The following is a 23,085-nucleotide window of genomic DNA, read 5'->3' as shown; positions in this document are numbered from 1 at the left end:
AAAAAAGCCCAGTTATTGAATAGCTGGGCTTTTTTATCATAGATAGTTAAGACAAATAGTTAGGAAAATTGGCGTGCTTTAGCTTTAGCCTTACTATTCATTTAGGGCAATTTCATATCGCCATCGACCAACCAGCCAAGGCGGCGCATCACGTAAGCGACCAGACCAGCAATGAGAGCAGGTAAAATGAACATCAATAATATAATCGCCGTCCACAACTGAGCACTGCTCATGATTTCTTGTGATGCTTCAATGACGCCAAACACCCCAACCAGCCCTGCCGTGCCCATACCAGCGCCAGTGGCTGTGCAAGCTAGCCCAAAGCCAACGGTTGCGATAGGACCAACGATGGCGCTAGCAATCACAGCAGGCAATAGTACGAGCGGTTTTTTAAGGACATTAGGAATCTGTAGCATACTGGTACCAAGTCCTTGGGATATGATACCACTGACGCCGTTGTCTTTAAAACTGGCCACCGCAAAGCCAATCATATGCGCCGCGCAGCCAACTACCGCTGCCCCACCTGCTAAGCCGCCAAGTCCAATAGCGATACAGATAGCCGCGCTTGAGGTCGGTAGCGTCAATAAAATCCCGACCACCACTGCTATCACGACACCCATGAGAAGCGGCTGTAATTCAGTCGCTGCTTGAATACCCTGACCAATGGCGTTGACCGTAGCGACAACTGGAGGATTAAGTAGCGCACAGACGATGAGTGCCACCGTACATACCATTAAAGGTATCAGCAAAATATCGAGCTTGGTCTTGCCAGCGATCCAAGTACCAGCGCGATAAGCAAATACTGAAGCCAAATAAGCACCAATTGGATTACCGGGCACCGCAGCGAAAGTTGCCGGACCTGCCTCTTGCGCGATAAATAAATTGCCCGCCATCAAAGCTTCAGAATGCGCGCCAAGCATCCCTGCAACCAAGCAGCTTAGCATCACCAAAGTTGGTGCTTTTAGGTAGTAGGCGATACCAACACCGATACCTGCGCCCATTAATACTGACGCCAGTTTGCCGACTGCTACCAAGGCTGGCAGGCTTAACCAACCACCAATTTGCGAGATGATAAGACCAGCGATAAGGGTCACAAACAACCCTAACGCCATGCCGGTAAAAGCATCGATAAAATACTTTTGAAAAAAAGCTTTCATCATACCAACGGGCGCAGTTTCTGAAGGAGTCACAGTCATCATGATGCTCTTATATTGAGTTTGCCGAAAGGAGCTAAAAAACATATCAAAAAAAAAGGGATAAAAAAAGCGTCCTCTGACGCTTTCTTTATCAATGCTTTAGGTTTAACGGCGCTGCTCAACGATAATAGAATCAATACCGTTATTTTGCAGGCGCTGCTGGGCAGTAGCAACCGCTTGACGATTATTCATCGGGCGTGAAATCACCTGATAAATAGGCAGGCCGTTACCGGTAGTGTTTTTCACCACTCTAGCATCGACACCAGCCATCAGAACTTGCGCTCGCCGACGGTCTGCTTCATCGGCATCGCCAAAGCTGTTGATTTGCAAAATATAAGTCGCCGCAGGCTTCGCTGGCTGAATACTAGCATTGCTAGCGTTCGCTGTATTAGCTCTGTTTGCAGCCGCGCCTGTATTATTGGCAGCTGGTGTACCATCATAAGTCGCATCTTCTTCGACGATGACAATATCGTCGTCATTACTGCTGTTTGCTGCATTATTCGTATTGTTGCTACGACTAGGCTCAATCGTGGTGCTCTCAGAAATACCAAAGTTACCCGCATCATTATTACTTGGCGTGGTGTTTTCTGGCTGATTGACGACTACATCTGGCTCAAAATCAGTGATTTGACCGGATTGGCTACTACTGCCTTCGCCGAAGTCCTCATCAGGGATGGTCGCCATTTCTTGATTGGGCAAAATATCATAGAACTCATAATCACCATTGTCGGTATCGGTATCGACCCGTTGCTGAACTTGTCTATCAGCATCGGTGCCCTCACCGCTGCCCGCAGGACTAAAGTTAAACAAGGGTGAGAGGTATAAAAACACCCCGATCATGAGCGTCAATACTGCCCCAACAAACATCCATAATAAGCCTGACACACTACTGGTTTTGCGTTTTTCAGTGGCACCTTTTGGTTTTTTGGCTAACATGGATCTCGTTCTCCCTACTGAATTATCTGTCGTTGTCGAGTTATCGTTATCGAATTGTCTTTATCGAATCAGCACTGTCGATTAGATTAGAATTGAAGAATTACCATCAAATAATGGCTACAGCCGTCTTCCTTTATACTACATGCTAGACGGTGCAGACAAGCCTAATAAGCTCAATCCATTGGCCAATACTTGACGTACGGCTTTAGATAAGCGTAAACGCGCTTGCATCAAATCCGTCTCATCTTGGCTTGGCGTTTCACCTGAAGTTAGGCTGACCGGCAAGATGCGATTGCCATCATACCAACCATGAAATAACGCCGCCAACTCTTTTAGATAGTTGGTTAAGATATGCGGTTCATAGCCTGTCGCTGAGCGTAGCAAGGTTGCCGGATAAGCGGCCAATAATTTAATCAACTCTTCTTCGCTCGGTGCGACTAGTAACGCTTGCTTTTCAGCGCCAGTAATATCGTCTACTTGCAGACCACTGGTTTCTAGTTTTTCTAACACACGGCAAACCCGGGCATGCGCATACTGAATATAGTAAACCAAGTTGTCTTTACTTTGCGATTTGGCCAGCTCCAAGTCAAAATCAACATGAACTTCAGGCTTACGAGCGACGTAATAAAAACGCGCAGCATCGTTACCCACTTCATGGCGCAGCTCACGTAAGGTGACAAATTTGCCCGAGCGCGATGACATTTGCACTTTTTCACTACCGCGCCATAAGGCAACAAACTGTACCAATACCACATCAAGGCGGTCGGCATCGATACCGAGCGCCGTCAATGCCGCTTTTACGCGCGGCACATAACCATGATGGTCAGCGCCCCAAACGTTAATGACTTTATCAAATCCGCGATCGAACTTGTTTTTATGATAAGCGATATCAGAGGCAAAATAGGTACTTTGACCATTGGCACGGCGTACCACACGGTCTTTTTCATCGCCAAAATCAGTCGATTTAAACCAGATATTGCCGTCTTTTTCGTATAAATAGCCTTTTTCATCGAGGATTTGTAAAACAGGCTCAATCTCGCTATCAATGGATCTTTCGCTAAACCAGCACTCATAACGGACACCAAAGTCATTTAAGTCGTCTTTGATATCAGCCAAAATACTGCTCAATGCCGCATTTAAAAACAGCTCATAACCGTCACCAAGTAAGGCTTTGCTATTGGCAATCAAACCATCGATATGGGCTTCTTTATCGCCCGATAGCAGCACTTTTTCGCCATCATTATTTATTTCAAACTGCGCGTCTTCCGCTACGTCTTTGCCAATGTCGGCAAAGCTGTGAACGTAGCTGTCGCCATGCTGGGTTTTTAGAGTTTGCGCAATATCCCTGACATAATCGCCTTGATAGCCATTAACTGGGAAGGTAACGGCCTCGCCATTAGCTTCTAGATAACGCAAATAAGTACTGGTCGCTAAAATATCCATTTGGCGACCGGCGTCATTGACATAGTACTCACGCGTGACGTCATAACCAATGGCTTCAAGCAAATTTGCCACACTCATGCCAAAAGCCGCGCCGCGACCATGACCGACGTGTAAGCTAGACGTTGGATTGGCCGAGACAAATTCAACTTGGATTTTTTGACCTTGAAACTGCTTGCTTAAACCAAAGCGTTCTTGCAATTTAAAGATATCGTCTAACACCGCAAATTTGGCTTCGGTATTTAAAAAGACGTTGATAAAACCGGGGCCTGCGATTTCTACTTGACGAATATTTTGATTTTCAGGCAAGGCATTAACGATTTTTTCAGCAAGCTGGCGCGGATTGGCTTTCGCAGCTTTGGCAGCCGTTAGGGCGATATTGCTCGCAAAGTCACCATGACTGGTATCTTTAGTCCGCGTAATTTGGCTGTTGTTTTGCCAATCAGCCGGTAGTTCGCCGTTCGTTTTTAGGACTTCAATGGCACTGTCAAACAGTGAGGCGAGCGTATCGATTTGGGCTTGTGACATAGGACTATAAACTCAGATAAATGAACAAAAAATTGGGGTAATATAAGATAAGGCAGAAAAAATAAGTAACCTATAAATATAACAACCTTTAGCTGCTATTGCACTATTTGAACCAAAAATAGCATTAAAATCACCGCTATTATACTAGATATGCGCAAGTGACGAGGCAGCGGCTATTATAGGCTGCCAATACAAGTCTATTTAGGCGGATTGTAGCGTTACTGTTGTCTGACGTTGGTGAAACATTTATAGCAACCTCATTCCGCGTTATAATGGCAACATTAATCTATTACTGCTATAAATGCTGATGCCATTTATAACCATATATAAAAACAGACCATAGAAAACGCAGCACTTTACACTTTCATTGACAGGACAAAACCATGTTTGCCATTGCTTCTAGTACCGTCACCAGTTGGGGCATGTATATTTTATTGCCCATTTTTATTGCTTTCTTATTCTTTATCATTTGGGATTTATCAAAACAGTCTAACGCTGGGCGCGCTGGTACTTTTTGGATGTTTTTGGCCTTAGGTGCGGGTTTTATCGGTTTTATCCTAAAAGTATTGATAGAGATGGCATTTAAACGCTGGTTTATTTAACCAACCTCTCTTTGCCAACCGCAAACTAACCAGCGCTATTTTTTTGCAATTAAGGTTGCTCGTTTCGGCGCAGGATACCCTTCGATGGTTTTACTGGCATCACTAGGGTCTAAAAAATCCGCCAATGAATGATACGTCATCCATTCGGTTTTGCGCTGCTCCTCAGTCGATGTAACCGCTACATCGACGCAGCGTACCTCGCTAAACCCCGCTTTTTCTAGCCAGCCAATAAGTGCATCGACCGATGGCAAAAAATAGACATTATTCATCTGCGCATAGCGGTCGTGCGGCACGAGTACGGTATTGGCATCGCCATCGATAACCAATGTTTCAAGCACCAGCTCGCCACCTTTAACCAGTTGCCCTTTTAGCTGTTGCAAATGCTCAAACGGTGACTGGCGATGATAGAGCACGCCCATACTAAAAACCGTATCGAATAGCTGACTGTGCTCCGGCAAGGCTTCAAGCGGTACAGGGATATAATGCGTTTTATAATGATCAGCGGCGCCAACAAAATGACGAATCGCCATAAATTGATGATAAAACAAACATGATGGGTCAATGATGATGACCGTCTCCGCGCCTGCCCCTGCCATTCGCCAACCGTGATAACCCGAGCCACCGCCCACATCTAATATTCGTCGTCCTTTTAACGTGCCTAAATGCGGTGCGACCCTTTGCCATTTCCAATCGCTATGCCATTCGGTATCGATAAATATCGAACAGTCTTTATCACTACCAATTTGAAAAGGCCCTTTGCGCCACGGCATTAGCTGCTTTAGTAGCGCTAAGGTTTGTTTGCGCTCAGAGTCGCTGAGATTGGCGGCAATAGTTAATACATCACTGTCCAAATCTACTTTATCAGCCGCTACTGTTGGCAATCGTGCTACCAACGCTTGGTAAGCGGGCGCGTGCGCGTAATTGGCTTTATCTTTGATATCATTAAGCCACGTTGGCAAGCGCGTCAGCCACTCATAAGCGCTCGGCTGCTGCTGCGCCAATGACAGCAAGGTTAAATATAATTCGCGTTCAGCGAGAATAATGGTGTCGTTAAGCATAAAAACAGATTGCCATGTCGGTAAAAAGATAGAGTAAAAATTTATATTAAAAGTCGAGCCGTTATTACTATCGCGTTTAAATATTATTTAAAGGCCACAATAGAGACAAAGTTTAAAAATTGAAACCAGGTCAAATGACGCCCAAAGCCAACTTGCGCTAGACGCGTATGATGCTCATCCAAGGTATCGGTAATCAAAACGTTTTCTAAGGCATTGCGTTTGCCGCTGATTTCCATCTCGGTATAACCATTGGCGCGTTTAAAGTCGTAATAACGCTCAACCAACCACGCATCATACTGCTCATCAAAAGCATGGGTTTTCTCGGTTAAGACCAAAATACCGCCTTCACTTAATGCAGCATAAATTTTCTCAAGCACTGCCACTCTATCGGCAGCGGGCAAAAACTGTAGCGTCAGATTCAGAATGACCATATCGCATGGCTCAAGCTCGACAGCACGAATATCAGCGGTAATGACTTCAATAGTGTGCGCCGGATAATTCTCCGTTAATAACGTACTCGCCTCATTGGTCATCGCGGGTGAGATATCAATCGCCTTAATCTGTAAATCTTGCGGCTCAAACTCGCCTGCCAATGCCATACTTGCCGCACCCAGTGAGCACCCTAAATCATAGATACGGCTGACACGCTGGCCGCTATCATCTTGCTGGCGGTATTTACAGTGGCGACGAGCGAATATCGGCAACATCGCCAGCACTTGACCATAACCGGGTACACTACGGCGAATCATATCGGGAAAACACGCCACCACTTGCTCATCAAAAGAAAAACGCGCCGCTTTATCAAGTGGCGTGGTAAATAAGGTATCGTGCTTCACGGTGTCATTAGTCAGGTTAGCAGGCTTAATTTGGCTCATGGGGTTGCTCGTTTTTTTGATGGTGGGTCGTTTTTTAATAATGAAACTTTGATTCTTCAAAAATAAAATATTAATTAAATGGTGAATTGCTCAGTGCTTTAAAGATAGCAAAAGCCCATTATAACATTACTGTTTGTTACTTATGGCGAGCAACTGCCCTGCTAAGCTAAATAGGTAACGCTAATTCTTTATAAAGGCAATATTGAGACATAAAATTAGTATTGAAAGATGAGATATTGCAACCAAATAAAGCCCTTAGCGCATCTCTATGACAACAGCTATAATAATAGGAACAATTATGCAAACCATTATCTTAGGCGGTGGCTGCTTTTGGTGCACCGAATCAGTATTTTTATCCGTAAAAGGCGTGCAATCTGTGGTGTCAGGCTATATGGGAGGCGATGCCGTTTCTGCTAACTATGAAGCGGTCTGTGGTGGTGATACCGGACACGTTGAAGTCATCAAGGTTGAATTTGATGAGTCTATCGTACCATTAGAAGTGGTTCTTGATGTGTTTTTTGCCACGCATGACCCCACCACCATGGATCGTCAAGGTAACGACGTCGGCAGCCAATACCGCAGCGTGGTTTTTTATACCGATGAGGCGCAAAAACCAACGGTCGACCGTACCATTAACAAATTACGCGACATGGGCCTTAATGTGGTGACAGAAGTCCATCCCGCTATGGAATTTTACAAAGCTGAAGACGCCCATCAAGATTTCTATAATAGAAACCCGGGTCAAGCTTATTGTAACTTTGCTATTCCGCCAAAACTTGCCAAACTACGCAAAGAATTTAGTCAGTATATGGTGAATTAAACCGGCCACGTGAGTTTTATACGCTATCAAAGCCAAGGGTTAAGACGCTTGGCTTTTTTATTGCGTTTAGCGGTATGATAATATCAAACATCTAAAGTATAGATAGGTTAGGAATAAAGGTATGGATTCTAAATTTTGGCAACAGCGCTGGCAAGACGGACGTATTGGCTTTCATAAGTCTGACGTCAATCCTCAACTAATTGAGTATTTTTCTGAGCTCGCAGTGCCCATCAGTGGCCAAGTCTTGGTACCTTTATGCGGTAAATCAGTTGATATGGTATGGCTTGCGCACGCAGGCTACGACGTCGTTGGCGTCGAGCTGGTGGAAACTGCTGTGCAAGCGTTCTTTGTTGAGCAAAAGGTTATCCCTACTATTACTGAATTTAAGAGCGTTACTGATAACGCCATTTTAAAACGCTATCAGGGTCAGCTAGCTGGGCAAACCATTACTTTATGGGCAGCAGATATTTTGCCCTGAGCGCCACAGATATAGGCAAGATTAATGCCGTTTATGATAGAGCAGCATTGATAGCCTTGCCAGCAACGATGCGTGCTGATTATAGTGCGCAAATAGTCAAACTTAGCAATCATGCGCCACAACTATTAATCACCCTAAACTATGACCAAAGTAAAAAAGACGGCCCGCCTTTTTCGATTAGTCAGCAGCAGTTACAGCAGTATTATGATACCGACTATAAAATTATCGAGCTTGAAAACCAGTCATCAACCCTTAATGCGGCATCTGAGCTAGCCGTAACTGAACAGGTTTGGTTATTAAATTCTTAATCAACTTATTCATTGGAGCTAAACCACGAAAAAGCGCTAAAGCTTGCTTCAACAGGATAGCCAAACCCTCTCTTAACCTCACGCTCACGTCAATTTATAGTAACTGAGTGCTTCGATACCTTTTCTTTACTATTGAGATTGGTTACTCTAAGTTCATACTGCTTAATTCAGCTTTGTTCTCTTTCAATGACTATTTCGATGTTTATAGGATATTTCCATGCGTTTTTCTTCGACCTCTACGTTATCGCTACTTAGCATCGCGATTGGCCTCAGCTTTGCCAGTACTGCGCAAGCGGCCAAACCACCAGCACCAGACCTATCTAATAGCCAGTTTCAACAGTGCTTAGATGGTTTAAAAAACTCTAGTAAATTCCGCGGCGTCGATAGCTATACGTTTAATAACTATCGTCCAAGCCAGCCTGACCCTAGTGTGATTCAGTCACTCAATTACCAGCCTGAATTTCAAAAGGACGTTTGGGATTATTTGTCATCATTGGTAGATAAAGAGCGGGTCGAAGATGGTATTCGGGCTAAGCCCCAATGGGCAGATACCTTGCGCCGCATTGAATCGCGCTATGGGGTCAAAGCTGAGCATGTACTGGGCGTATGGGGCGTGGAGTCAAACTTTGGTCAGACATTGGGTAAAAAGCCCTTGTTTGAATCTTTAGCGACGCTGTCATGTTTTGATCGTCGTCAAAGCTACTTCCAAGGCGAATATGCCAATGCGCTAAAAATCGTCCAAAATGGCGATATCGCACCCAGTGATATGACCGGTTCATGGGCGGGTGCATTTGGGCAAACGCAGTTTATGCCAAGTACCTTTTTAGAACTGGCTGTCGATTTCGATGGTGATGGCCGCCGCGACTTGGTTAATAGCGTCCCTGATGCGCTCGCCTCTACTGCCAACTTTTTGGACAAACGTGGTTACCGTACCGGCGAGCCATGGGGTTATGAAGTCAAACTGCCGAGTGGTTTTTGGGGCGCATCAAACCGTAAAGACAAAAAATCTATCAGCCATTGGCGCAATCAAGGGCTGACATTGGCGAACGGCAGCCCTCTGCCTTCTACCTTGGGCAGCGCAGGTTTATTATTACCAGCCGGCACTGATGGCCCAGCATTCTTGGTGGGTAAAAACTTCGACACGTTTTATTCGTATAACGCTTCAGAAAATTATGCTTTAGCAATTGCCCACTTATCAGACTTAATCGCGCGTGAAGACAGCAGCAAAACCGACTTTGTCACTGCCTGGCCGACGGACGACCCTGGTATTAGCCGTCAGCAATCTAAAGATATCCAGCAAGCATTATTAAATGCAGGCTACGATATTGGCGAAGTGGACGGTATCATTGGTGATAATACGCGTACGGCGATTCAGCAATATCAATCAAGCCATGGCATCTTTCCAGCCGATGGACGCGCCGGACAAAAATTTTATCGCGCCATCGTTGGTAATAGTGCTGCAAGCACTTCCCAATATGGCAATCCGTACGGACAACCAGCAAACAGTCGTCCTTTAAACCCTGCGCCTGCAGACCGTATGGGGCAATTGATTCAACAGCAAACTGGCAGCTCAAACTCTAATCCTTACTCGGTACAGCCGTCTGTGCAGCCAACCGTTAGACCATCAACCTCATCGGGCAATACGCGTTATCGCCGGGTTACCAGTCCTGATGGTACGATAAAGCTTGTACGTGTCGATGAAGGTTCATAATTAGCTAAGCTAAGCTAAGGAATGATTTATTTAGTATCTACAAGCATGTATTAGCGACTAATAAAAAAGCCACGCAAATGAGCGTGGCTTTTTTATTAAATGAATTGAATAAATTGGAAAAAATACGGTCATCATTCTATTATTTTGTTAAATAATACCTACTAGATAACAGGTGGCGGATTTGGTTTGCCATTATCGCCATCCCAATTTTCGCGGGCTTTGTCATCTAAATCCGCAGGCGTTTTTGGTTTCCATTTACCGTTTTCTTTCCACGTCGCATCACCCCAGTCAGCATCTTCTTCCTTTCTATCCAAGTCCTTATAGGCTTGGGTTGGGTCGATGCCGCGGCGCTTCATATCGGCGACTTGTTCTTCGAGCGTACGAAACTGGTCGGCTTCAAGCATGGTTTCTTCTAAGCTGGTTAGTTCACTATTTAAATTTTTATTGGCATCACTCATTGTTCGTTCTCCCTAATTATTAAGCATTATTATGTATTTATACGCTTATTATTACGGGTATTGCTCAGCTTCACAACTACAGAGACGTATGCTTTGTATTACAAAGGGTAAGCGGTGGCTTATAAATGGATTTTTTATCAATGAGAATTATAAATAGAACAGAGAGCGCTTGCCCTAGCTAAGCGGTAAAGTTGGCGCATTAGGTATGGTGGTATTACTGTCTGTTAATAAGCTCTTCGCATAAAAGGTGAGTTTCCATAGCTCCTGCGACACGCGCGTGCCATAGGTGGTGAGTTGAATCCAGTTAGCCGCCACCAACTGCCGCTGTAATTGGTTTAAGTCATATTGATAAACCTGACAACGTGCCACCGCGTGAACATTTGGCATGTCATTTTTGATATCTGTTTCAGCTTTGACTGCGATTAAGCGATTAATGGCGCTCTGTAAACCATAGCTTGAAAAGGTAGCCGGTATTTTTATTAAGGCGATGAGCATTTCTTGCCACGATAAAGTCATAGGGCGGGTGACGTCGGTTAAATTACCGCCTTCATAGGCTTGGGCTTTGTACTGAATCTCAAAAGTGTCTGTCAGCACCAGTGGCTTGCTGACACTATCGGCTGCTAAATGATCGGTAACAGCAGGGCGAGATTGGGTAAGTTTGGCTTTCTTGGTAGAAAAGCTCGTAGCCGTTTCTTCGGCCAGTGCCGATTTATTGGCTTTCATCAGCTCGTCGCTCACTCTTACCCAGCCGTCCCCTACTTCATGATTGGCGACCATTTTATAGAAGGCCTGAATGAGTAGCTGCTCGATATCATTTTCTGTTTCATAGTAATAAATCTTATCGGCTTTTTTGGTCACCATGTTGGTGAATTCTTGCAGCTGCCGACTGATATTGACCTCGTTATGATGACTTTTGACCAATATTAACAAGGGTTTGAGCTTGGCTTTGGCATTGAGATAGCTCAAATGCATTTGACTGACACCAGTATTTTGCGCCGTGCCATAGCTATCACCGATTATCATCAGCGTATAATCGCAAGCATCGATACACTGGCGACCATATAACGCCGCTTTGGGTAATTTGCTAGAAACGTCATAGGTTAAAAATGCGCGGCCTTGGAAAAACATCGCCACACTGTCTAAAACCAACAGTTGGTCGTTGTCAGCGCATATGACGTGAATATGATAGCGACGGTTTGACACAATCACCTCTAAACTTATTAGTCATATAAATGAAAGTTATCTCGATTGTTATCGAAAAGCGATAGCATCAGAGCCTGTCTAATATTCTGTTTGGCAAATACTAGCCTAGCATAATATTACGCGAATACGTTTAATTTATTGCTAATTCCACTAATATATTGCGGGATTATAACAGCTACCTCTCTATTGCACAGACAAAAAACCCTATTAGACTAAAACAAAAGGGCTTAAGGCGAAAGAATATACTGTATACGAGACTGTTTACCCAATAAACGTCGCACCACAGCGCCGAGCTGCTCATCGTACCTAGTCGCGTAAAAAGTCAAAGCCGGCGGTATATCTATAGCGGTCGCTAGGTCATTTAACGCTTCATTAGCTGATACCTTAACGGGTAATGCTAATAACTGATCTGATATTAACAGCTGATTAACGCGCTCAGCGATTGCATGCCCCGAATCGACAATATGTAGCGCTAACTGCTGCTGAGTAATTTCTTGGCGTAAAAACGCTTTAAAAAATGGATAATGGGTACAGCCTAATACCAACTGATCGACGCCATCTTGCGAAAATTGCTGCAATTGCAGGCGTAAATCCTGAGCCGTTTTGCTGTCTTTAGGCATACCTGACTCAACCCAAGGGACTAAGTTTGGGTCAAAGTATTTGGAGACTCTGGTGGCATGAGGAATGGCAACATTCGTAATGACGTCATTTAGTAACGCACCGTTTAACGTCGCTTTCGTTGCCAATACGGCTACGTGATGAGTTTTGCTGGCCAATACCGCAGGTTTTAAAGCAGGCACTAGACCAACAATAAGCAGCTGCGGATAATAGCGTCTGGCAGTCTCTAACGCATACGCCGAAGCACTATTACAGGCGATAACGATAAGCTTGCAGCCTTGTTGGTATAGCCATGCCACTGCAGCGAGCGTTAAGGCTTTAATGTCTTCACTATCACGATTGCCATACGGTACATGCAAGGTATCGGCATAATAAACGTAACGCTCATGCGGTAATTGCTGAGCCAGATGTAGATAAACTGACAAGCCGCCGACGCCCGAATCGAACAAGCCGATTGGCGCACTGCGTTCCTTTTTAAGCGCGTTATTTATCACGCTATCATCTGCTTTAAGCGTTTTAAAACTATCATTAATAAATGTGGTTTTGTGCGTCTCAAGGCTATCAACAATATCAACACCATCAAGGCTTGTATTATCAGGCACTGCTTTTACGGCAACCTTCATTGCTATCTTACCGCCGTTCTTATATAAGTATTAAATATAGTCTATTATGAATCTAATGGCATTGATAATGTATAAGCGTTATCGCCACTTTGCAGCGTTAGTATCGTCTCACCTTCACGCTCTGTCAATTCACCAATTTCTGTTAAATGATAAAAAGCGTTACGTCCAATCAATGCTTCTAAGCCGTTTCGTACCGTCATATAAGGACGAATTTGCGTAGGGCTTTCTGCACTTTCATTGTCTTCTTTATTCTTACTTTTGCCAGAATGGCTATTGTCATCAGAGTCTTTCATTGTATAAGCACGCAAACTAATCGGATGTTCATCATCTAAACGCACTACATCACCGGTGGTGGTCGTAAATTCTAGCCAGCTTTCACCTTGTTCTTCAACGATACCAACATCGTTAATCAGTAACGGCGCATCTTCTACGTGGATACGCAGTTTTTGTACCGGTGTCTTTAAAAAATACTCAACCGCGCCATTATTTTCTTCTTTCCACAAAATAGTGGCAAACAAACTGACTAATGACTGACGGGTCATGTGCCCGCCTTCGTGCCACCACTCGCCGTTGGCTTTGATGGTTAGATCCATGTCCGTTACTTGCTCAGGATGCCAGTTCTCAAGCGGCGGTATAGCGCGCCCTTCGCGTATACTTGGCGCTGACTTAAAATACTGACTCAAAGCATCCATACCATTTGGCGCAGATACCTTGTCATTCGTGACTTTGAGGCTATCTTTATCATTAGAATTGTCGTTTTTATTATCGTCATTCATCATAAAATCCTTTATGTAGTAATCAAAGTTTGGCACATCTATTATTACTATAAATTTTTGTTTCGGGTATGATGAAAGCCTATCGTCATTGTACCCCCATTATTTCCCTCTTACCTTAACATTGATACCCAGAAATGCGTATCGTGTTTGTAGGACTTTTCTTTTATAATGAGTAACGATTATTTATTTGCAATGGTTCAGTGGGTGTTGAATTAACAACACATTTTACGTTATGGGTGCTAGATTTTACGTCAATCTTTGTACGCTTAACGTCGTCAATTGATGCCGCAAAGACAGTTCTTATCGGGCAGCCATATGTCTGAGTAACGTTAGCGCCGCAAGCTTTATTATTCAATTGTTAAGCTAATGATGCCCTGAGATAAGCCACTAAAAGTTTAGGAGTAGGTATGCAAGAGCAAGACAATCAAAAGCCTGTTGTTGATAATGACACTGTTAGCAACGACGTTGTTAATAATGACACTGTCAGTAACGACACTGTAAATAGCGACATCGCACATACTGATGTAGCCGTAGAAGAAGTCGCCACTACTGAAGAAAGCGCTGCAACTGAGGCGACAGAAGTTGCCGCTGAGCCAGTAGAAGCCACTACTGCAACAGAAGCAACGCCCGAGCCAGCCGTAGAACCAGAAACTACTGAGCCTGAAATCGAACGTGAATCAATGGAATTTGATGTCATCATCGTCGGCGGCGGCCCAGCGGGTTTATCAGCGGCCATTCGTCTGCGTCAGCTTGCTCTTGCAGCGGGCAATGAAGAATTTATGGTTTGTGTGGTCGAAAAAGGCTCAGAGTTTGGTGCGCACACCTTATCTGGTGCGGTTATTGAGCCGCGCGCCTTAAACGAGCTGATACCAGATTGGAAAGAAAAAGGCGCGCCACTAAACGTACCTGCCATTGAAGACCGCGTTTATATGCTTGGTTCTGCGACCAAAGCAACCAAGCTCCCTGATTCTATCGTACCTGCCAGCATGCACAATGAAGGTAACTACATTGTCTCATTGGGCAACGTCGTTCGCTGGTTAGCTGAGCAAGCAGAAGAGCTTGAAGTCATGATGTTCCCAGGCTTTGCTGCCGATGAGATTTTATATAATGATGACGGTTCGGTAAGAGGGGTTTTGACCGGCGACATGGGCGTAGCTGCCAATGGTGAAGCCAAGCCGAGCTTTGAGCCAGGTTACGAGCTGCTAGGTAAATATACCATCTTTGCCGAAGGTTGCCGTGGACATTTGGGCAAGCGCCTCATCAGCCGTTTCGCGCTTGATAAAGACTCAGACCCTCAGCATTATGGTATCGGTCTAAAAGAGCTATGGGAAGTCAGCCCAGAGAAGCACGAGCAAGGCGTGGTCATGCATGGTTCAGGTTGGCCATTAACGGATACCGGCTCATCTGGCGGTTGGTGGTTATACTTCGATGAAAACAATCAAGTCAGCTTTGGTATGGTCATCGACCTATCGTACTCAAACCCTTATATGTCACCATTTGATGAGATGCAGCGCCTAAAACTGCATCCAGTCATTCGCAACGTCTTAGAAGGTGGCAAACGCCTGTCATACGGCGCGCGTGCGTTGACCAAAGGCGGCTTAAACTCCTTACCAAAATTCACCTTCCCAGGTGGCGTGTTGGTTGGTGATGATGCAGGTTTCTTAAACCCTGCCAAGATCAAAGGTACGCACACCTCAATGAAGTCAGGTATGTTGGCGGCTGAAGCGATTTTTGAAGCATTGCAAGCAGGCCGTGAGTATGACGATGTGGTTGCTTATAGCACCATGTATAAAGAATCATGGCTGTATCAAGACAACTACGAAGCGCGTAACTTTGCCCCAGCCATGCACCGTATGGGTCAATGGATGGGCGGCGCCTTTACCTTTATCGAGCAAAATTTGCTTGGCGGTAAAATGCCTTTGACTATTCATGATAATAAGAGAGATTATGATCAGCTAGAGCGTGCGGCGCATGCTTATCAGCCAACCTATCCTAAGCCAGATGGTAAACTGATATTTGATAAGCTGTCATCAGTCTTTATCTCCAACACCAACCATGCCGAAGACCAACCGTCGCATCTAAAACTCACCGATCCTACGGTGCCTGTTTCAATCAACTTACCTCTATATGCTGAGCCTGCGCGTCTGTATTGCCCAGCTGGCGTTTATGAAGTGGTGAAAGATGCCGAAGGTGCTAAGTTTGTTATCAATGCGCAAAACTGTGTGCATTGTAAGACCTGTGATATCAAAGACCCGTCACAGAACATTACTTGGGTAACGCCAGAAGGTGGCGGCGGTCCTAACTATCCAAACATGTAAATCATGTTTGATATAATTATGGCTTAATAAAAAACCGCTCTTAATATAAGGGCGGTTTTTTTATATTTATAGCTTCGACAGCATAACTTTTTAGCTTACCAAAAAGATCTAATCAGTCCACGCATCACGGTTGGCTTCATCTTTTAGTTTCACAAAATCATCGGGGTCAAATTTGATTTGCTCGCCGGTTTTGCCTTCTTTGATTTGTCTTTCATAATCACGCAAAATTCTAAGCGCCACTGGCGACAAGATTAAAATTGCTATCAAGTTGACGAGCGCCATGAGACCCATTGATAAGTCAGCGAAGTTCCAAATAGCAGGTAAGCTAGCAATAGCGCCAACAAATACCATGCCTAAAACCATAAAACGGAAAATCATAATCATGACTTTGGCATTTTTTTCACCAGAGATAAACTCAAGATTGGACTCGCCATAACTGTAGTTGGCAATGATAGAGGTAAACGAGAAAAAGAAAATTGCAATCGCAACGAAAATCACACCCATATCGCCCACGTACTGCGACAGTGCTAACTGGGTTAATTGAATACCTTCTTGTTCGACATTTGGATCAACGACACCTGAAAGTATAATAATCGCCGCGGTTGCCGTACAGATAACCAGCGTATCCATAAAGACACCGAGCATTTGCATAAAGCCTTGCACCGCTGGATGGTCAGGATGGCTTTTTGCCGTCGCTGCGGCATTGGGCGCTGAACCCATACCCGCTTCGTTCGAAAACAAACCGCGTTTGATACCGTTAATCATTGCCTGCGCAATACCATAACCAATCACACCGCCCGCCGCTTGCTCAAAGCCAAAGGCTGATTTTACAATCAAGGCAACGGCTGCTGGGAATTCGCTAAAGTTGGTGATAATAATATAAAGCGCCAACAAGATATAAAGAATCGCCATGACTGGCACGATTTTACCTGCAATACGCGCAACCGAGCGTAGTCCGCCAAATACCACTGGGGCGACGAGCGCGACCAGTATTAACCCTGTCATCCACGTTGGAACACCAAACGCTTCATTGGTCGCCTGCGCAATCGTATTCGACTGCACGCCATTGAACGCCAAACCAAACGCAACCAGCAGGCAAAGCGAGAAAAATATCGCCAGCCAGCGCTTGCCCAAACCTTTTTCGATATAGTAAGCCGGTCCACCGCGGTAAACATTGTCATTATGCGGCACTTTATAGGCTTGGGCTAAGGTTGACTCGATAAAACTGGTCGACATACCGACGAGCGCCGTCATCCACATCCAAAATACCGCGCCCGGTCCACCAAGATAAATGGCAATTGCCACCCCTGCTAGATTACCGGTACCGACGCGCGCCGCTAAAGACGTCATCAGCGCCTCAAACGAGCTGATACCGCCATCTTTACGGCCTTGGTTTGACACCCGTAATAACTGCCACATATGACCAAAGTGACGAAACTGAATAAAACGCGTAGCAACGGTAAAATATAGACCAGCCCCAATCAACACAAACATCAACAATCCATACCAAGGATTGCTGGCGATTAACCAATCGTTATTACCCCAGATAATACTAACGCCGTAATTCACGATGTTATTAAACCAGCCTGCTATGCCGTCACTCATACCTACTCCTCACTTACGTTTATAAATGTTACTTATTTTTATATAGAAACACATTTAACTAATTATACCGCTCATAATTCAGCTAAAAATCTCTACTAATAAGATGCCGTGTGCATTCTATAGAGATTAAGACACCTACTACTATCAAATTTGGTTATTAAGTTAAAAAAACTATTTCTGAAATAAATGTTACTTCCTATTGAAGTCCTATAGAATGGGGAATGTAACAAATCAGTAGCATTGGTTAGACATTTATCGTACGATCTTAGTAAGATTAAATATTCTAAACACTTATAGAAGTCTACTTTATTACCGACCACGTTTTTTAACTACGATAGAGTAGATTTTATAGATATTAGCATTCGGTTGATATTGATTTATTGGCATGAATGACTAACGTATTAACAACTTTAAGACTCTTGTCAGGAAGACGGGATCGTAAAAAGACAGCGGATTGTTGACCTTCATCGTTTTTCCTCGATAAATCCCCTTTTTTTCTGCAAGACACTCTTAAAAACCCTAGCATTTATGATGTCGTTTATTTGATTAAGTCAGCTTAATGTTAAATAAATGACTACTAAATCGCTTTATGACTGGTTCACGTTTTAGTATTTGGTTTTTATTATTTTTCATTTGTGCGCATTTTTTCAGCTAAGCTGTTGAGTCATTTTGTATGAATCGTCTATAGGATGGTTTTTTTATAGACACAATTTCGCTTGAAGCGATAGACAAGAATAACTCATTAAGCTCAAATCAAATATTATGTTTTTAGGCAAGACAAAAGGAGTTGTCCTATGGAAAACCACAACGATCCATCTGGTTATTGGCGTGCCAATATCCGTCTCATTATAGGTTGCCTTGTTATTTGGGCCCTCTGTTCATACGGTTTCGGTATTTTATTTCGTCCATTATTAACAGGGATTCGAATAGGCGGTACTGACCTAGGATTTTGGTTCGCTCAGCAAGGTTCCATTGGCGTATTTATCATTTTAATTTTCTTCTACGCGTGGCGTATGAATAAGTTAGATAAACAATATGGTGTAGACGAGGAATAGCCCTATGAGTCAATTTACGATTAATATTATTTTTGTAGGTCTATCTTTCGCTTTATACTTCGGTATTGCATGGTGGGCACGTGCAGGTTCAACCAGTGAGTTTTATGTTGCTGGCGGCGGCGTCCATCCTGTAGTAAACGGTATGGCAACGGCTGCTGATTGGATGAGTGCGGCATCATTTATCTCGATGGCAGGTATTATTGCTACTGGCGGCTATGCGGCCTCAACTTACTTGATGGGTTGGACGGGTGGTTACGTTCTACTGGCCATGCTGCTTGCGCCTTACCTACGTAAATTTGGTAAGTTCACGGTTCCAGATTTTATTGGCGACCGTTTTTATTCTAAGACCGCAGCGATGATTGCCGTGGTTTGTTTGATTATTGCCTCAACCACTTACGTTATCGGTCAGATGACCGGCGCTGGGGTAGCATTCTCACGCTTCTTAGAAGTGGATAATACCACCGGTCTGATTATTGCCGCGGTCGTCGTCTTCTTCTACGCCGTACTTGGTGGTATGAAAGGGATTACCTACACGCAGGTTGCGCAGTATATTGTTCTGATGATTGCTTATACCATTCCTGCCGTATTTATCTCACTTGAGCTGACAGGCAATCCGATTCCGGGTCTTGGTTTGTTCTCAAACCATGTGGAAGCCGGTATTCCTATCTTAGCTAAGCTTGATCAAATCGTCGTCGACTTGGGCTTTACCGCTTATACTGCTGACGTGCCAAACAAGCTAAACATGGTGCTATTCACTTTATCACTGATGATTGGTACCGCAGGCTTACCGCACGTTATCATTCGCTTTTTCACCGTTCCTAAAGTTGCGGATGCGCGCTGGACGGCTGGTTGGACATTGGTTTTCATCTCGCTACTATACTTCACTGCCCCTGCGGTAGGTGCAATGGCGCGTCTAAACCTAATCGATACTATCTATCCACAAGGTGTTGAAGAGCCTGCTATCGAGTACGATCAACGCCCAGACTGGATGAGAACGTGGGAAGACACGGGTCTTATTAAATATAACGATTTAAATAACGATGGTCGTATCCAGTTCTATAGTGATAGCGGACTTGGTGCAGCTGAGCTCGCAGCAGCGGCTGCCACTACTGACGGCGGTGATGTTGCGGCAACGACGGCGGCGGTTGAAGAAGCAAAAGCTGAACATGCTTTAGAGCGTGATGGTATCTTTGTCGATAGAGGCTGGGAAGGTAATGAGCTTGATGTCAACGCTGATATCTTAGTATTGGCCAATCCGGAAATTGCACAGCTACCAGGTTGGGTTATTGGTCTTATCGCCGCCGGTGGTTTGGCAGCAGCGCTTTCAACGGCAGCGGGTCTACTACTTGCTATCTCATCAGCAATCAGTCATGACTTGATTAAACGTAACTTAAATCCAAACATTACCGATGCAGGCGAGCTAAAAGTTGCCCGTATCACGATGGCGATTGCGATTGTGGTTGCGACATGGCTTGGTATTAACCCGCCAGGATTTGCCGCACAGGTCGTTGCACTAGCCTTTGGTATTGCAGGTGCCTCACTGTTCCCTGCACTGATGATGGGTATTTTCTCTAAGCGTATTAACAACCTTGGCGCTATTGCTGGTATGTTAACGGGCTTGGTTAGTATCTTGGTTTATATCTTTATCTTTAAAGGCTGGTTCTTTATCAGTGGTACAGCCAGCTTCCCTGATACTGAAGAGTACTGGTTGTTCGGTATCTCACCACTATCATTTGGTGCGGTTGGTGCATTACTGAACTTTATCGTGGCATTCGCCGTTTCTTATGCGACTGCGCCACCACCAGCACATATCCAAGAATTGGTTGAAAGTGTTCGTTCTCCACGTGGAGCTGGCGGCGCAATCGATCACTAATCTAGACGATATTGTGTGCTATTATTTGTAATCTAGTCACTCACCGGCAGCAGCTGCTTGTGAGTGTTTTTTTTATCTTTTTATGAACTGGTTTTAAATGCGCTGATGGCGTTAAGGAAAAATCTTATGCTTTTTGAGTTTATCGCCACCATAGCTGCCGGATTTGGTATGGCTGGGATAGCACTAATCATAACTCATCTCAGCAAACTTGCAGGAAAAAAAGCCCCAAGATGGCTGATTCCATTGTTTGGTGCGATTGGCATCTTTGGCTTTCAAATCAGCCAAGAATATAGCTGGTTCGAGCAGCAAACTGCGCAACTACCTAACGGCGTGCATGTGGTTAAAAAAGTTGAACAGAGCACTTGGTTTCGTCCTTGGTCATATATCAAACCACAAACTTTTCGCTTCATCGCCGCTGATAGCGGACACGCTCGCGCCAACGCTGATTCGCCAAATATTTATTTGGTGAATTTATATTTGTTTGAGCGACGTCGAAGTGTGCAGCAAGTACTGCAGGTTATTGACTGTGCTGCCCCTGCCCGCGCCGATTACGTATTGCAAGAAAAGGATAGTAAGCTGAGCATTGATGAGCATGTGAAGCAAACCACTAAGTGGCGGCCATTAGAAAAAAATGATCCGTTATATATCAACGTTTGTATCAATAAAATTTAATAACGCGTGTTGATACTGGTATAAGCATGTTTTGAGTTTGCCCCCAATAATAAGCCGGCGCATAGTCCGCCAAAATGCGCCGCAAATGAGATACCTTGCTGCGGCATCAAACCTTGTTTGATGGTCAACCAGTAACCAGTTCCCATGACAATACAAGCAAACAGATAACCCCAGCGCCGCGCAAATACTGCTCCGCCTATCATATAACCCAGCATCGCAAAACATAGCCCCGACGCGCCGATATGAATCGACAATGGCGAACCGATAATCCAAGTCACCAATCCTGATGCCACGATCAATTTAATTACGGTACGATAAGCATTATTTTCAAAGAGTCCGAACAGAAATAAAATTTGTAATAATGTCAACGTATTACCAAGTAAGTGAGAAAAGTTGCCATGCATCGTCCATGACGCAACTACCCCAATCATACTACCTAAATCTAACGCCCGTGGCACAATCCCAAAGATATTCCATAGCCCGAAAAGCAGTGTTTCATTGAGAAAAAACATGCCCCACATCGGTATAAGAACAAACGCATATAAGCCAAAAACTTGCTTAATTCTGCGCGTTATTAAGCTAAATAATTGCTGCCACTTCATAACAAACCTTATCTTTTAAACCTTTGAATGTTATTAAAACCCTATTGCTCGCTCACAGAAGACAATGTGCTTTTTACAGGCTTAAATGACAATGATGAGGTGTCTTCTTCTGCCGTTAATACACTCTTGGCATGCAGCAAAGAGGTCGAATGATAAGGAACCAACGCCGTTGGCATAAAATTACGCGCGGCATCAATATGTTTAACCGAATCATCAAAGAAGATATGTGGCGCAAAGGTTTTTAATACTGCCGTCTTTTCAAGTCCGCCCAAAAAAAATGCCATGTCGAGATCAACACCCCAATCACGTAGCGTTTTAATCGCCCGTAAGTCCGCAGGGGCATTACGAGCAGTGACTAACGCTATCTTCATGGGAGAAGTATGCAAGCTTGCAGGCAAACGCTCTTGCATTTTTGACAGCTTAATCAACAGTTCTGCATAAGGTCCTTTTTCTATCGGCAAATCCCGCATTTCGGCTTCACGCTCATGAAAAGCCCGCAACCCTTTTTGTTTATAAAGCAGCTCACCTGAGTCATCAAACAATACCGCATCACCATCAAATGCGATACGCAGCTGCTTAGTATCGAGCTCATAAGTATTTACTGGTGTGGCATCTAATATCGCACAGGCACAAATATTGGCATCGGCAACTTGCTGAGCGTCATCACGATTGGTGGTCAAAAACAAATCCACATTAAAATCTTTAATATAAGGCGCTATAGGGCTTCCGGATATAAATGCCGAGCGAGAAATGGTTAAACCATGTTCACGAATTGCATTAAGCACCTGAATACCTGTATCAGGGCTACTTTTTGAGACGATAACCACTTCTACCAATGGCGTCTCGATACCTGCGTCCTGCGCCTCGCAATCATGGCAATAATTATTTAAATTTAGCAACGCTTTGATAAGCGGATAGCCAGCACCGATGCTGAGCGGATCGTTTTCACGTTCAGCCATATAGTCGCGGAACTCTTTAATCGCTTCGTGAGGTCGCTGTTGCAATAACGCTACCAGATGATTTTCAGATTCTGATAAATCAAATAAAGCCGTCGCTGATATCGCAACAATTAAGGTATTGGTAAAATCTACAGCCATATTTTTCTACTTAATGTTTTTTAAGAATGAAAATGAATAAATTGAATTTTACTATATAGTCAGAGCACTTTTAAACCGCTACAGTGTTACCCGCCCTGGATGTACTCAATGTACTATCTGCGGTCGGTCGCCTTATAGCGTTTCTAGAATTCCTTGACTACAACTTCAGATAAGTAAAGTAAGCATTGGTTGGAGTAGGCAAGCGATATTTTTTTATATAAACCCCGCAGCCA

21 protein-coding genes are annotated in these 23,085 nt (G+C 44.3%); 9 read left to right on the top strand and 12 right to left on the bottom strand.

Annotated features, from left to right (window positions below; genetic code table 11):
• Positions 1–101 precede the first annotated feature (101 nt).
• The 3 genes from CXF58_RS03855 to argS form a co-directional block, all read right to left on the bottom strand.
• The gene (locus CXF58_RS03855) at positions 102–1,199 is read right to left on the bottom strand and encodes a PTS sugar transporter subunit IIC (RefSeq protein ID WP_226928940.1); all 1,098 of its coding nucleotides are present in this window, start codon (positions 1,197–1,199) and stop codon (positions 102–104) included.
• Positions 1,200–1,301: 102 nt separating this feature from the next.
• Positions 1,302–2,132 (bottom strand): SPOR domain-containing protein, encoded by an 831-nt coding sequence (locus CXF58_RS03850; protein WP_102076663.1) that lies wholly within the window; start codon positions 2,130–2,132, stop codon positions 1,302–1,304.
• Positions 2,133–2,270: 138 nt separating this feature from the next.
• A complete protein-coding gene (gene argS, locus CXF58_RS03845) occupies positions 2,271–4,100 on the bottom strand; it encodes an arginine--tRNA ligase (RefSeq protein WP_068406987.1) in 1,830 nt (609 codons plus the stop codon).
• A 383-nt stretch (positions 4,101–4,483) separates the two neighbouring features.
• Here argS and CXF58_RS03840 point away from each other — a divergent pair, with 383 nt between their 5' ends.
• Positions 4,484–4,702 (top strand): DUF2788 domain-containing protein, encoded by a 219-nt coding sequence (locus CXF58_RS03840; protein ID WP_068406984.1) that lies wholly within the window; start codon positions 4,484–4,486, stop codon positions 4,700–4,702.
• Between the two features lie 35 nt (positions 4,703–4,737).
• On the opposite strand, the gene cmoB is transcribed toward CXF58_RS03840, so the two are convergent.
• Both cmoB and cmoA read right to left on the bottom strand, forming a co-directional pair.
• On the bottom strand, positions 4,738–5,760 hold the full coding sequence (gene cmoB / locus CXF58_RS03835) for a tRNA 5-methoxyuridine(34)/uridine 5-oxyacetic acid(34) synthase CmoB (protein WP_068406981.1): 1,023 nt from the start codon (positions 5,758–5,760) through the stop codon (positions 4,738–4,740).
• A gap of 83 nt (positions 5,761–5,843) precedes the next feature.
• A complete protein-coding gene (cmoA, locus tag CXF58_RS03830; protein WP_102076662.1) occupies positions 5,844–6,635 on the bottom strand; it encodes a carboxy-S-adenosyl-L-methionine synthase CmoA in 792 nt (263 codons plus the stop codon).
• 298 nt (positions 6,636–6,933) lie between these two features.
• On the opposite strand from cmoA, the gene msrA reads away from it, so the two are divergent.
• The 4 genes from msrA (at position 6,934) to CXF58_RS03815 (ending at position 9,952) form a co-directional block, all read left to right on the top strand.
• On the top strand, positions 6,934–7,455 hold the full coding sequence (gene msrA, locus CXF58_RS03825; protein WP_068406975.1) for a peptide-methionine (S)-S-oxide reductase MsrA: 522 nt from the start codon (positions 6,934–6,936) through the stop codon (positions 7,453–7,455).
• Between the two features lie 121 nt (positions 7,456–7,576).
• Positions 7,577–7,933 (top strand): class I SAM-dependent methyltransferase, encoded by a 357-nt coding sequence (locus tag CXF58_RS14090; protein WP_267284273.1) that lies wholly within the window; start codon positions 7,577–7,579, stop codon positions 7,931–7,933.
• Positions 7,909–8,241: a class I SAM-dependent methyltransferase gene (locus tag CXF58_RS14085; RefSeq protein WP_267284272.1), complete on the top strand. Its 333-nt coding sequence runs from the start codon at positions 7,909–7,911 to the stop codon at positions 8,239–8,241. Before CXF58_RS14090 ends, CXF58_RS14085 begins: the two co-directional genes overlap by 25 nt.
• Positions 8,242–8,458: 217 nt before the next feature.
• A complete protein-coding gene (locus CXF58_RS03815; protein ID WP_102076661.1) occupies positions 8,459–9,952 on the top strand; it encodes a lytic murein transglycosylase in 1,494 nt (497 codons plus the stop codon).
• Positions 9,953–10,113: 161 nt separating this feature from the next.
• Here the strand turns inward: CXF58_RS03815 and CXF58_RS03810 are convergent, their stop codons facing one another.
• The 4 genes from CXF58_RS03810 to CXF58_RS03795 all read right to left on the bottom strand — a co-directional run bounded on the left by CXF58_RS03810 (position 10,114) and on the right by CXF58_RS03795 (position 13,633).
• A complete protein-coding gene (locus CXF58_RS03810) occupies positions 10,114–10,410 on the bottom strand; it encodes a hypothetical protein (protein WP_102076660.1) in 297 nt (98 codons plus the stop codon).
• A gap of 174 nt (positions 10,411–10,584) precedes the next feature.
• Positions 10,585–11,613: a DUF4062 domain-containing protein gene (locus CXF58_RS03805; protein WP_228706532.1), complete on the bottom strand. Its 1,029-nt coding sequence runs from the start codon at positions 11,611–11,613 to the stop codon at positions 10,585–10,587.
• A 227-nt stretch (positions 11,614–11,840) separates the two neighbouring features.
• On the bottom strand, positions 11,841–12,854 hold the full coding sequence (gene murI, locus CXF58_RS03800; protein ID WP_102076658.1) for a glutamate racemase: 1,014 nt from the start codon (positions 12,852–12,854) through the stop codon (positions 11,841–11,843).
• 44 nt (positions 12,855–12,898) lie between these two features.
• The gene (locus CXF58_RS03795; RefSeq protein ID WP_416375568.1) at positions 12,899–13,633 is read right to left on the bottom strand and encodes a DUF1285 domain-containing protein; all 735 of its coding nucleotides are present in this window, start codon (positions 13,631–13,633) and stop codon (positions 12,899–12,901) included.
• Between the two features lie 677 nt (positions 13,634–14,310).
• Between CXF58_RS03795 and CXF58_RS03790 the strand changes: the two genes are divergently transcribed.
• On the top strand, positions 14,311–15,948 hold the full coding sequence (locus tag CXF58_RS03790) for an electron transfer flavoprotein-ubiquinone oxidoreductase (protein WP_102076667.1): 1,638 nt from the start codon (positions 14,311–14,313) through the stop codon (positions 15,946–15,948).
• A gap of 108 nt (positions 15,949–16,056) precedes the next feature.
• Here the strand turns inward: CXF58_RS03790 and CXF58_RS03785 are convergent, their stop codons facing one another.
• Positions 16,057–17,553, bottom strand: a complete 1,497-nt coding sequence (locus tag CXF58_RS03785) for an alanine/glycine:cation symporter family protein (protein ID WP_102076656.1) — start codon at positions 17,551–17,553, stop codon at positions 16,057–16,059.
• Between the two features lie 794 nt (positions 17,554–18,347).
• Here CXF58_RS03785 and CXF58_RS03780 point away from each other — a divergent pair.
• The 3 genes from CXF58_RS03780 (at position 18,348) to CXF58_RS03770 (ending at position 21,153) form a co-directional block, all read left to right on the top strand.
• Positions 18,348–18,608, top strand: a complete 261-nt coding sequence (locus CXF58_RS03780) for a DUF4212 domain-containing protein (protein WP_068406957.1) — start codon at positions 18,348–18,350, stop codon at positions 18,606–18,608.
• A gap of 4 nt (positions 18,609–18,612) precedes the next feature.
• A complete protein-coding gene (locus tag CXF58_RS03775) occupies positions 18,613–20,481 on the top strand; it encodes a sodium:solute symporter family protein (protein WP_102076655.1) in 1,869 nt (622 codons plus the stop codon).
• Positions 20,482–20,607: 126 nt separating this feature from the next.
• Positions 20,608–21,153, top strand: coding sequence for a hypothetical protein (locus CXF58_RS03770; protein WP_102076654.1), 546 nt, complete (start codon positions 20,608–20,610; stop codon positions 21,151–21,153).
• Here the strand turns inward: CXF58_RS03770 and CXF58_RS03765 are convergent.
• Positions 21,150–21,755 (bottom strand): rhomboid family intramembrane serine protease, encoded by a 606-nt coding sequence (locus CXF58_RS03765; RefSeq protein ID WP_102076653.1) that lies wholly within the window; start codon positions 21,753–21,755, stop codon positions 21,150–21,152. The genes CXF58_RS03770 and CXF58_RS03765 overlap by 4 nt on opposite strands.
• 41 nt (positions 21,756–21,796) lie before the next feature.
• Positions 21,797–22,852 carry a 5'-nucleotidase gene (locus CXF58_RS03760; RefSeq protein ID WP_102076652.1) on the bottom strand — a complete coding sequence of 352 codons (1,056 nt, stop codon included), beginning with the start codon at positions 22,850–22,852 and terminating at the stop codon, positions 21,797–21,799.
• Positions 22,853–23,085 lie beyond the last annotated feature (233 nt).

Source organism: Psychrobacter sp. Sarcosine-02u-2 (genome assembly GCF_002836335.1).
Classification (GTDB): Bacteria; Pseudomonadota; Gammaproteobacteria; order Pseudomonadales; family Moraxellaceae; genus Psychrobacter; species Psychrobacter faecalis.
Note: the sequence above shows the minus strand (reverse complement) of the source record. Positions and strands in the feature narration are given on the sequence as shown.

Coding starts and splice junctions, on each gene's coding strand:
- CXF58_RS03855 (WP_226928940.1), bottom strand. CDS start 1,199: ATGATGACTGTGACTCCTTCAGAAACTGCGCCCGTTGGTATGATGAAA.
- CXF58_RS03850 (WP_102076663.1), bottom strand. CDS start 2,132: ATGTTAGCCAAAAAACCAAAAGGTGCCACTGAAAAACGCAAAACCAGT.
- argS (WP_068406987.1), bottom strand. CDS start 4,100: ATGTCACAAGCCCAAATCGATACGCTCGCCTCACTGTTTGACAGTGCC.
- CXF58_RS03840 (WP_068406984.1), top strand. CDS start 4,484: ATGTTTGCCATTGCTTCTAGTACCGTCACCAGTTGGGGCATGTATATT.
- cmoB (WP_068406981.1), bottom strand. CDS start 5,760: ATGCTTAACGACACCATTATTCTCGCTGAACGCGAATTATATTTAACC.
- cmoA (WP_102076662.1), bottom strand. CDS start 6,635: ATGAGCCAAATTAAGCCTGCTAACCTGACTAATGACACCGTGAAGCAC.
- msrA (WP_068406975.1), top strand. CDS start 6,934: ATGCAAACCATTATCTTAGGCGGTGGCTGCTTTTGGTGCACCGAATCA.
- CXF58_RS14090 (WP_267284273.1), top strand. CDS start 7,577: ATGGATTCTAAATTTTGGCAACAGCGCTGGCAAGACGGACGTATTGGC.
- CXF58_RS14085 (WP_267284272.1), top strand. CDS start 7,909: ATGGGCAGCAGATATTTTGCCCTGAGCGCCACAGATATAGGCAAGATT.
- CXF58_RS03815 (WP_102076661.1), top strand. CDS start 8,459: ATGCGTTTTTCTTCGACCTCTACGTTATCGCTACTTAGCATCGCGATT.
- CXF58_RS03810 (WP_102076660.1), bottom strand. CDS start 10,410: ATGAGTGATGCCAATAAAAATTTAAATAGTGAACTAACCAGCTTAGAA.
- murI (WP_102076658.1), bottom strand. CDS start 12,854: ATGAAGGTTGCCGTAAAAGCAGTGCCTGATAATACAAGCCTTGATGGT.
- CXF58_RS03795 (WP_416375568.1), bottom strand. CDS start 13,633: ATGATGAATGACGATAATAAAAACGACAATTCTAATGATAAAGATAGC.
- CXF58_RS03790 (WP_102076667.1), top strand. CDS start 14,311: ATGGAATTTGATGTCATCATCGTCGGCGGCGGCCCAGCGGGTTTATCA.
- CXF58_RS03785 (WP_102076656.1), bottom strand. CDS start 17,553: ATGAGTGACGGCATAGCAGGCTGGTTTAATAACATCGTGAATTACGGC.
- CXF58_RS03780 (WP_068406957.1), top strand. CDS start 18,348: ATGGAAAACCACAACGATCCATCTGGTTATTGGCGTGCCAATATCCGT.
- CXF58_RS03775 (WP_102076655.1), top strand. CDS start 18,613: ATGAGTCAATTTACGATTAATATTATTTTTGTAGGTCTATCTTTCGCT.
- CXF58_RS03770 (WP_102076654.1), top strand. CDS start 20,608: ATGCTTTTTGAGTTTATCGCCACCATAGCTGCCGGATTTGGTATGGCT.
- CXF58_RS03765 (WP_102076653.1), bottom strand. CDS start 21,755: ATGAAGTGGCAGCAATTATTTAGCTTAATAACGCGCAGAATTAAGCAA.
- CXF58_RS03760 (WP_102076652.1), bottom strand. CDS start 22,852: ATGGCTGTAGATTTTACCAATACCTTAATTGTTGCGATATCAGCGACG.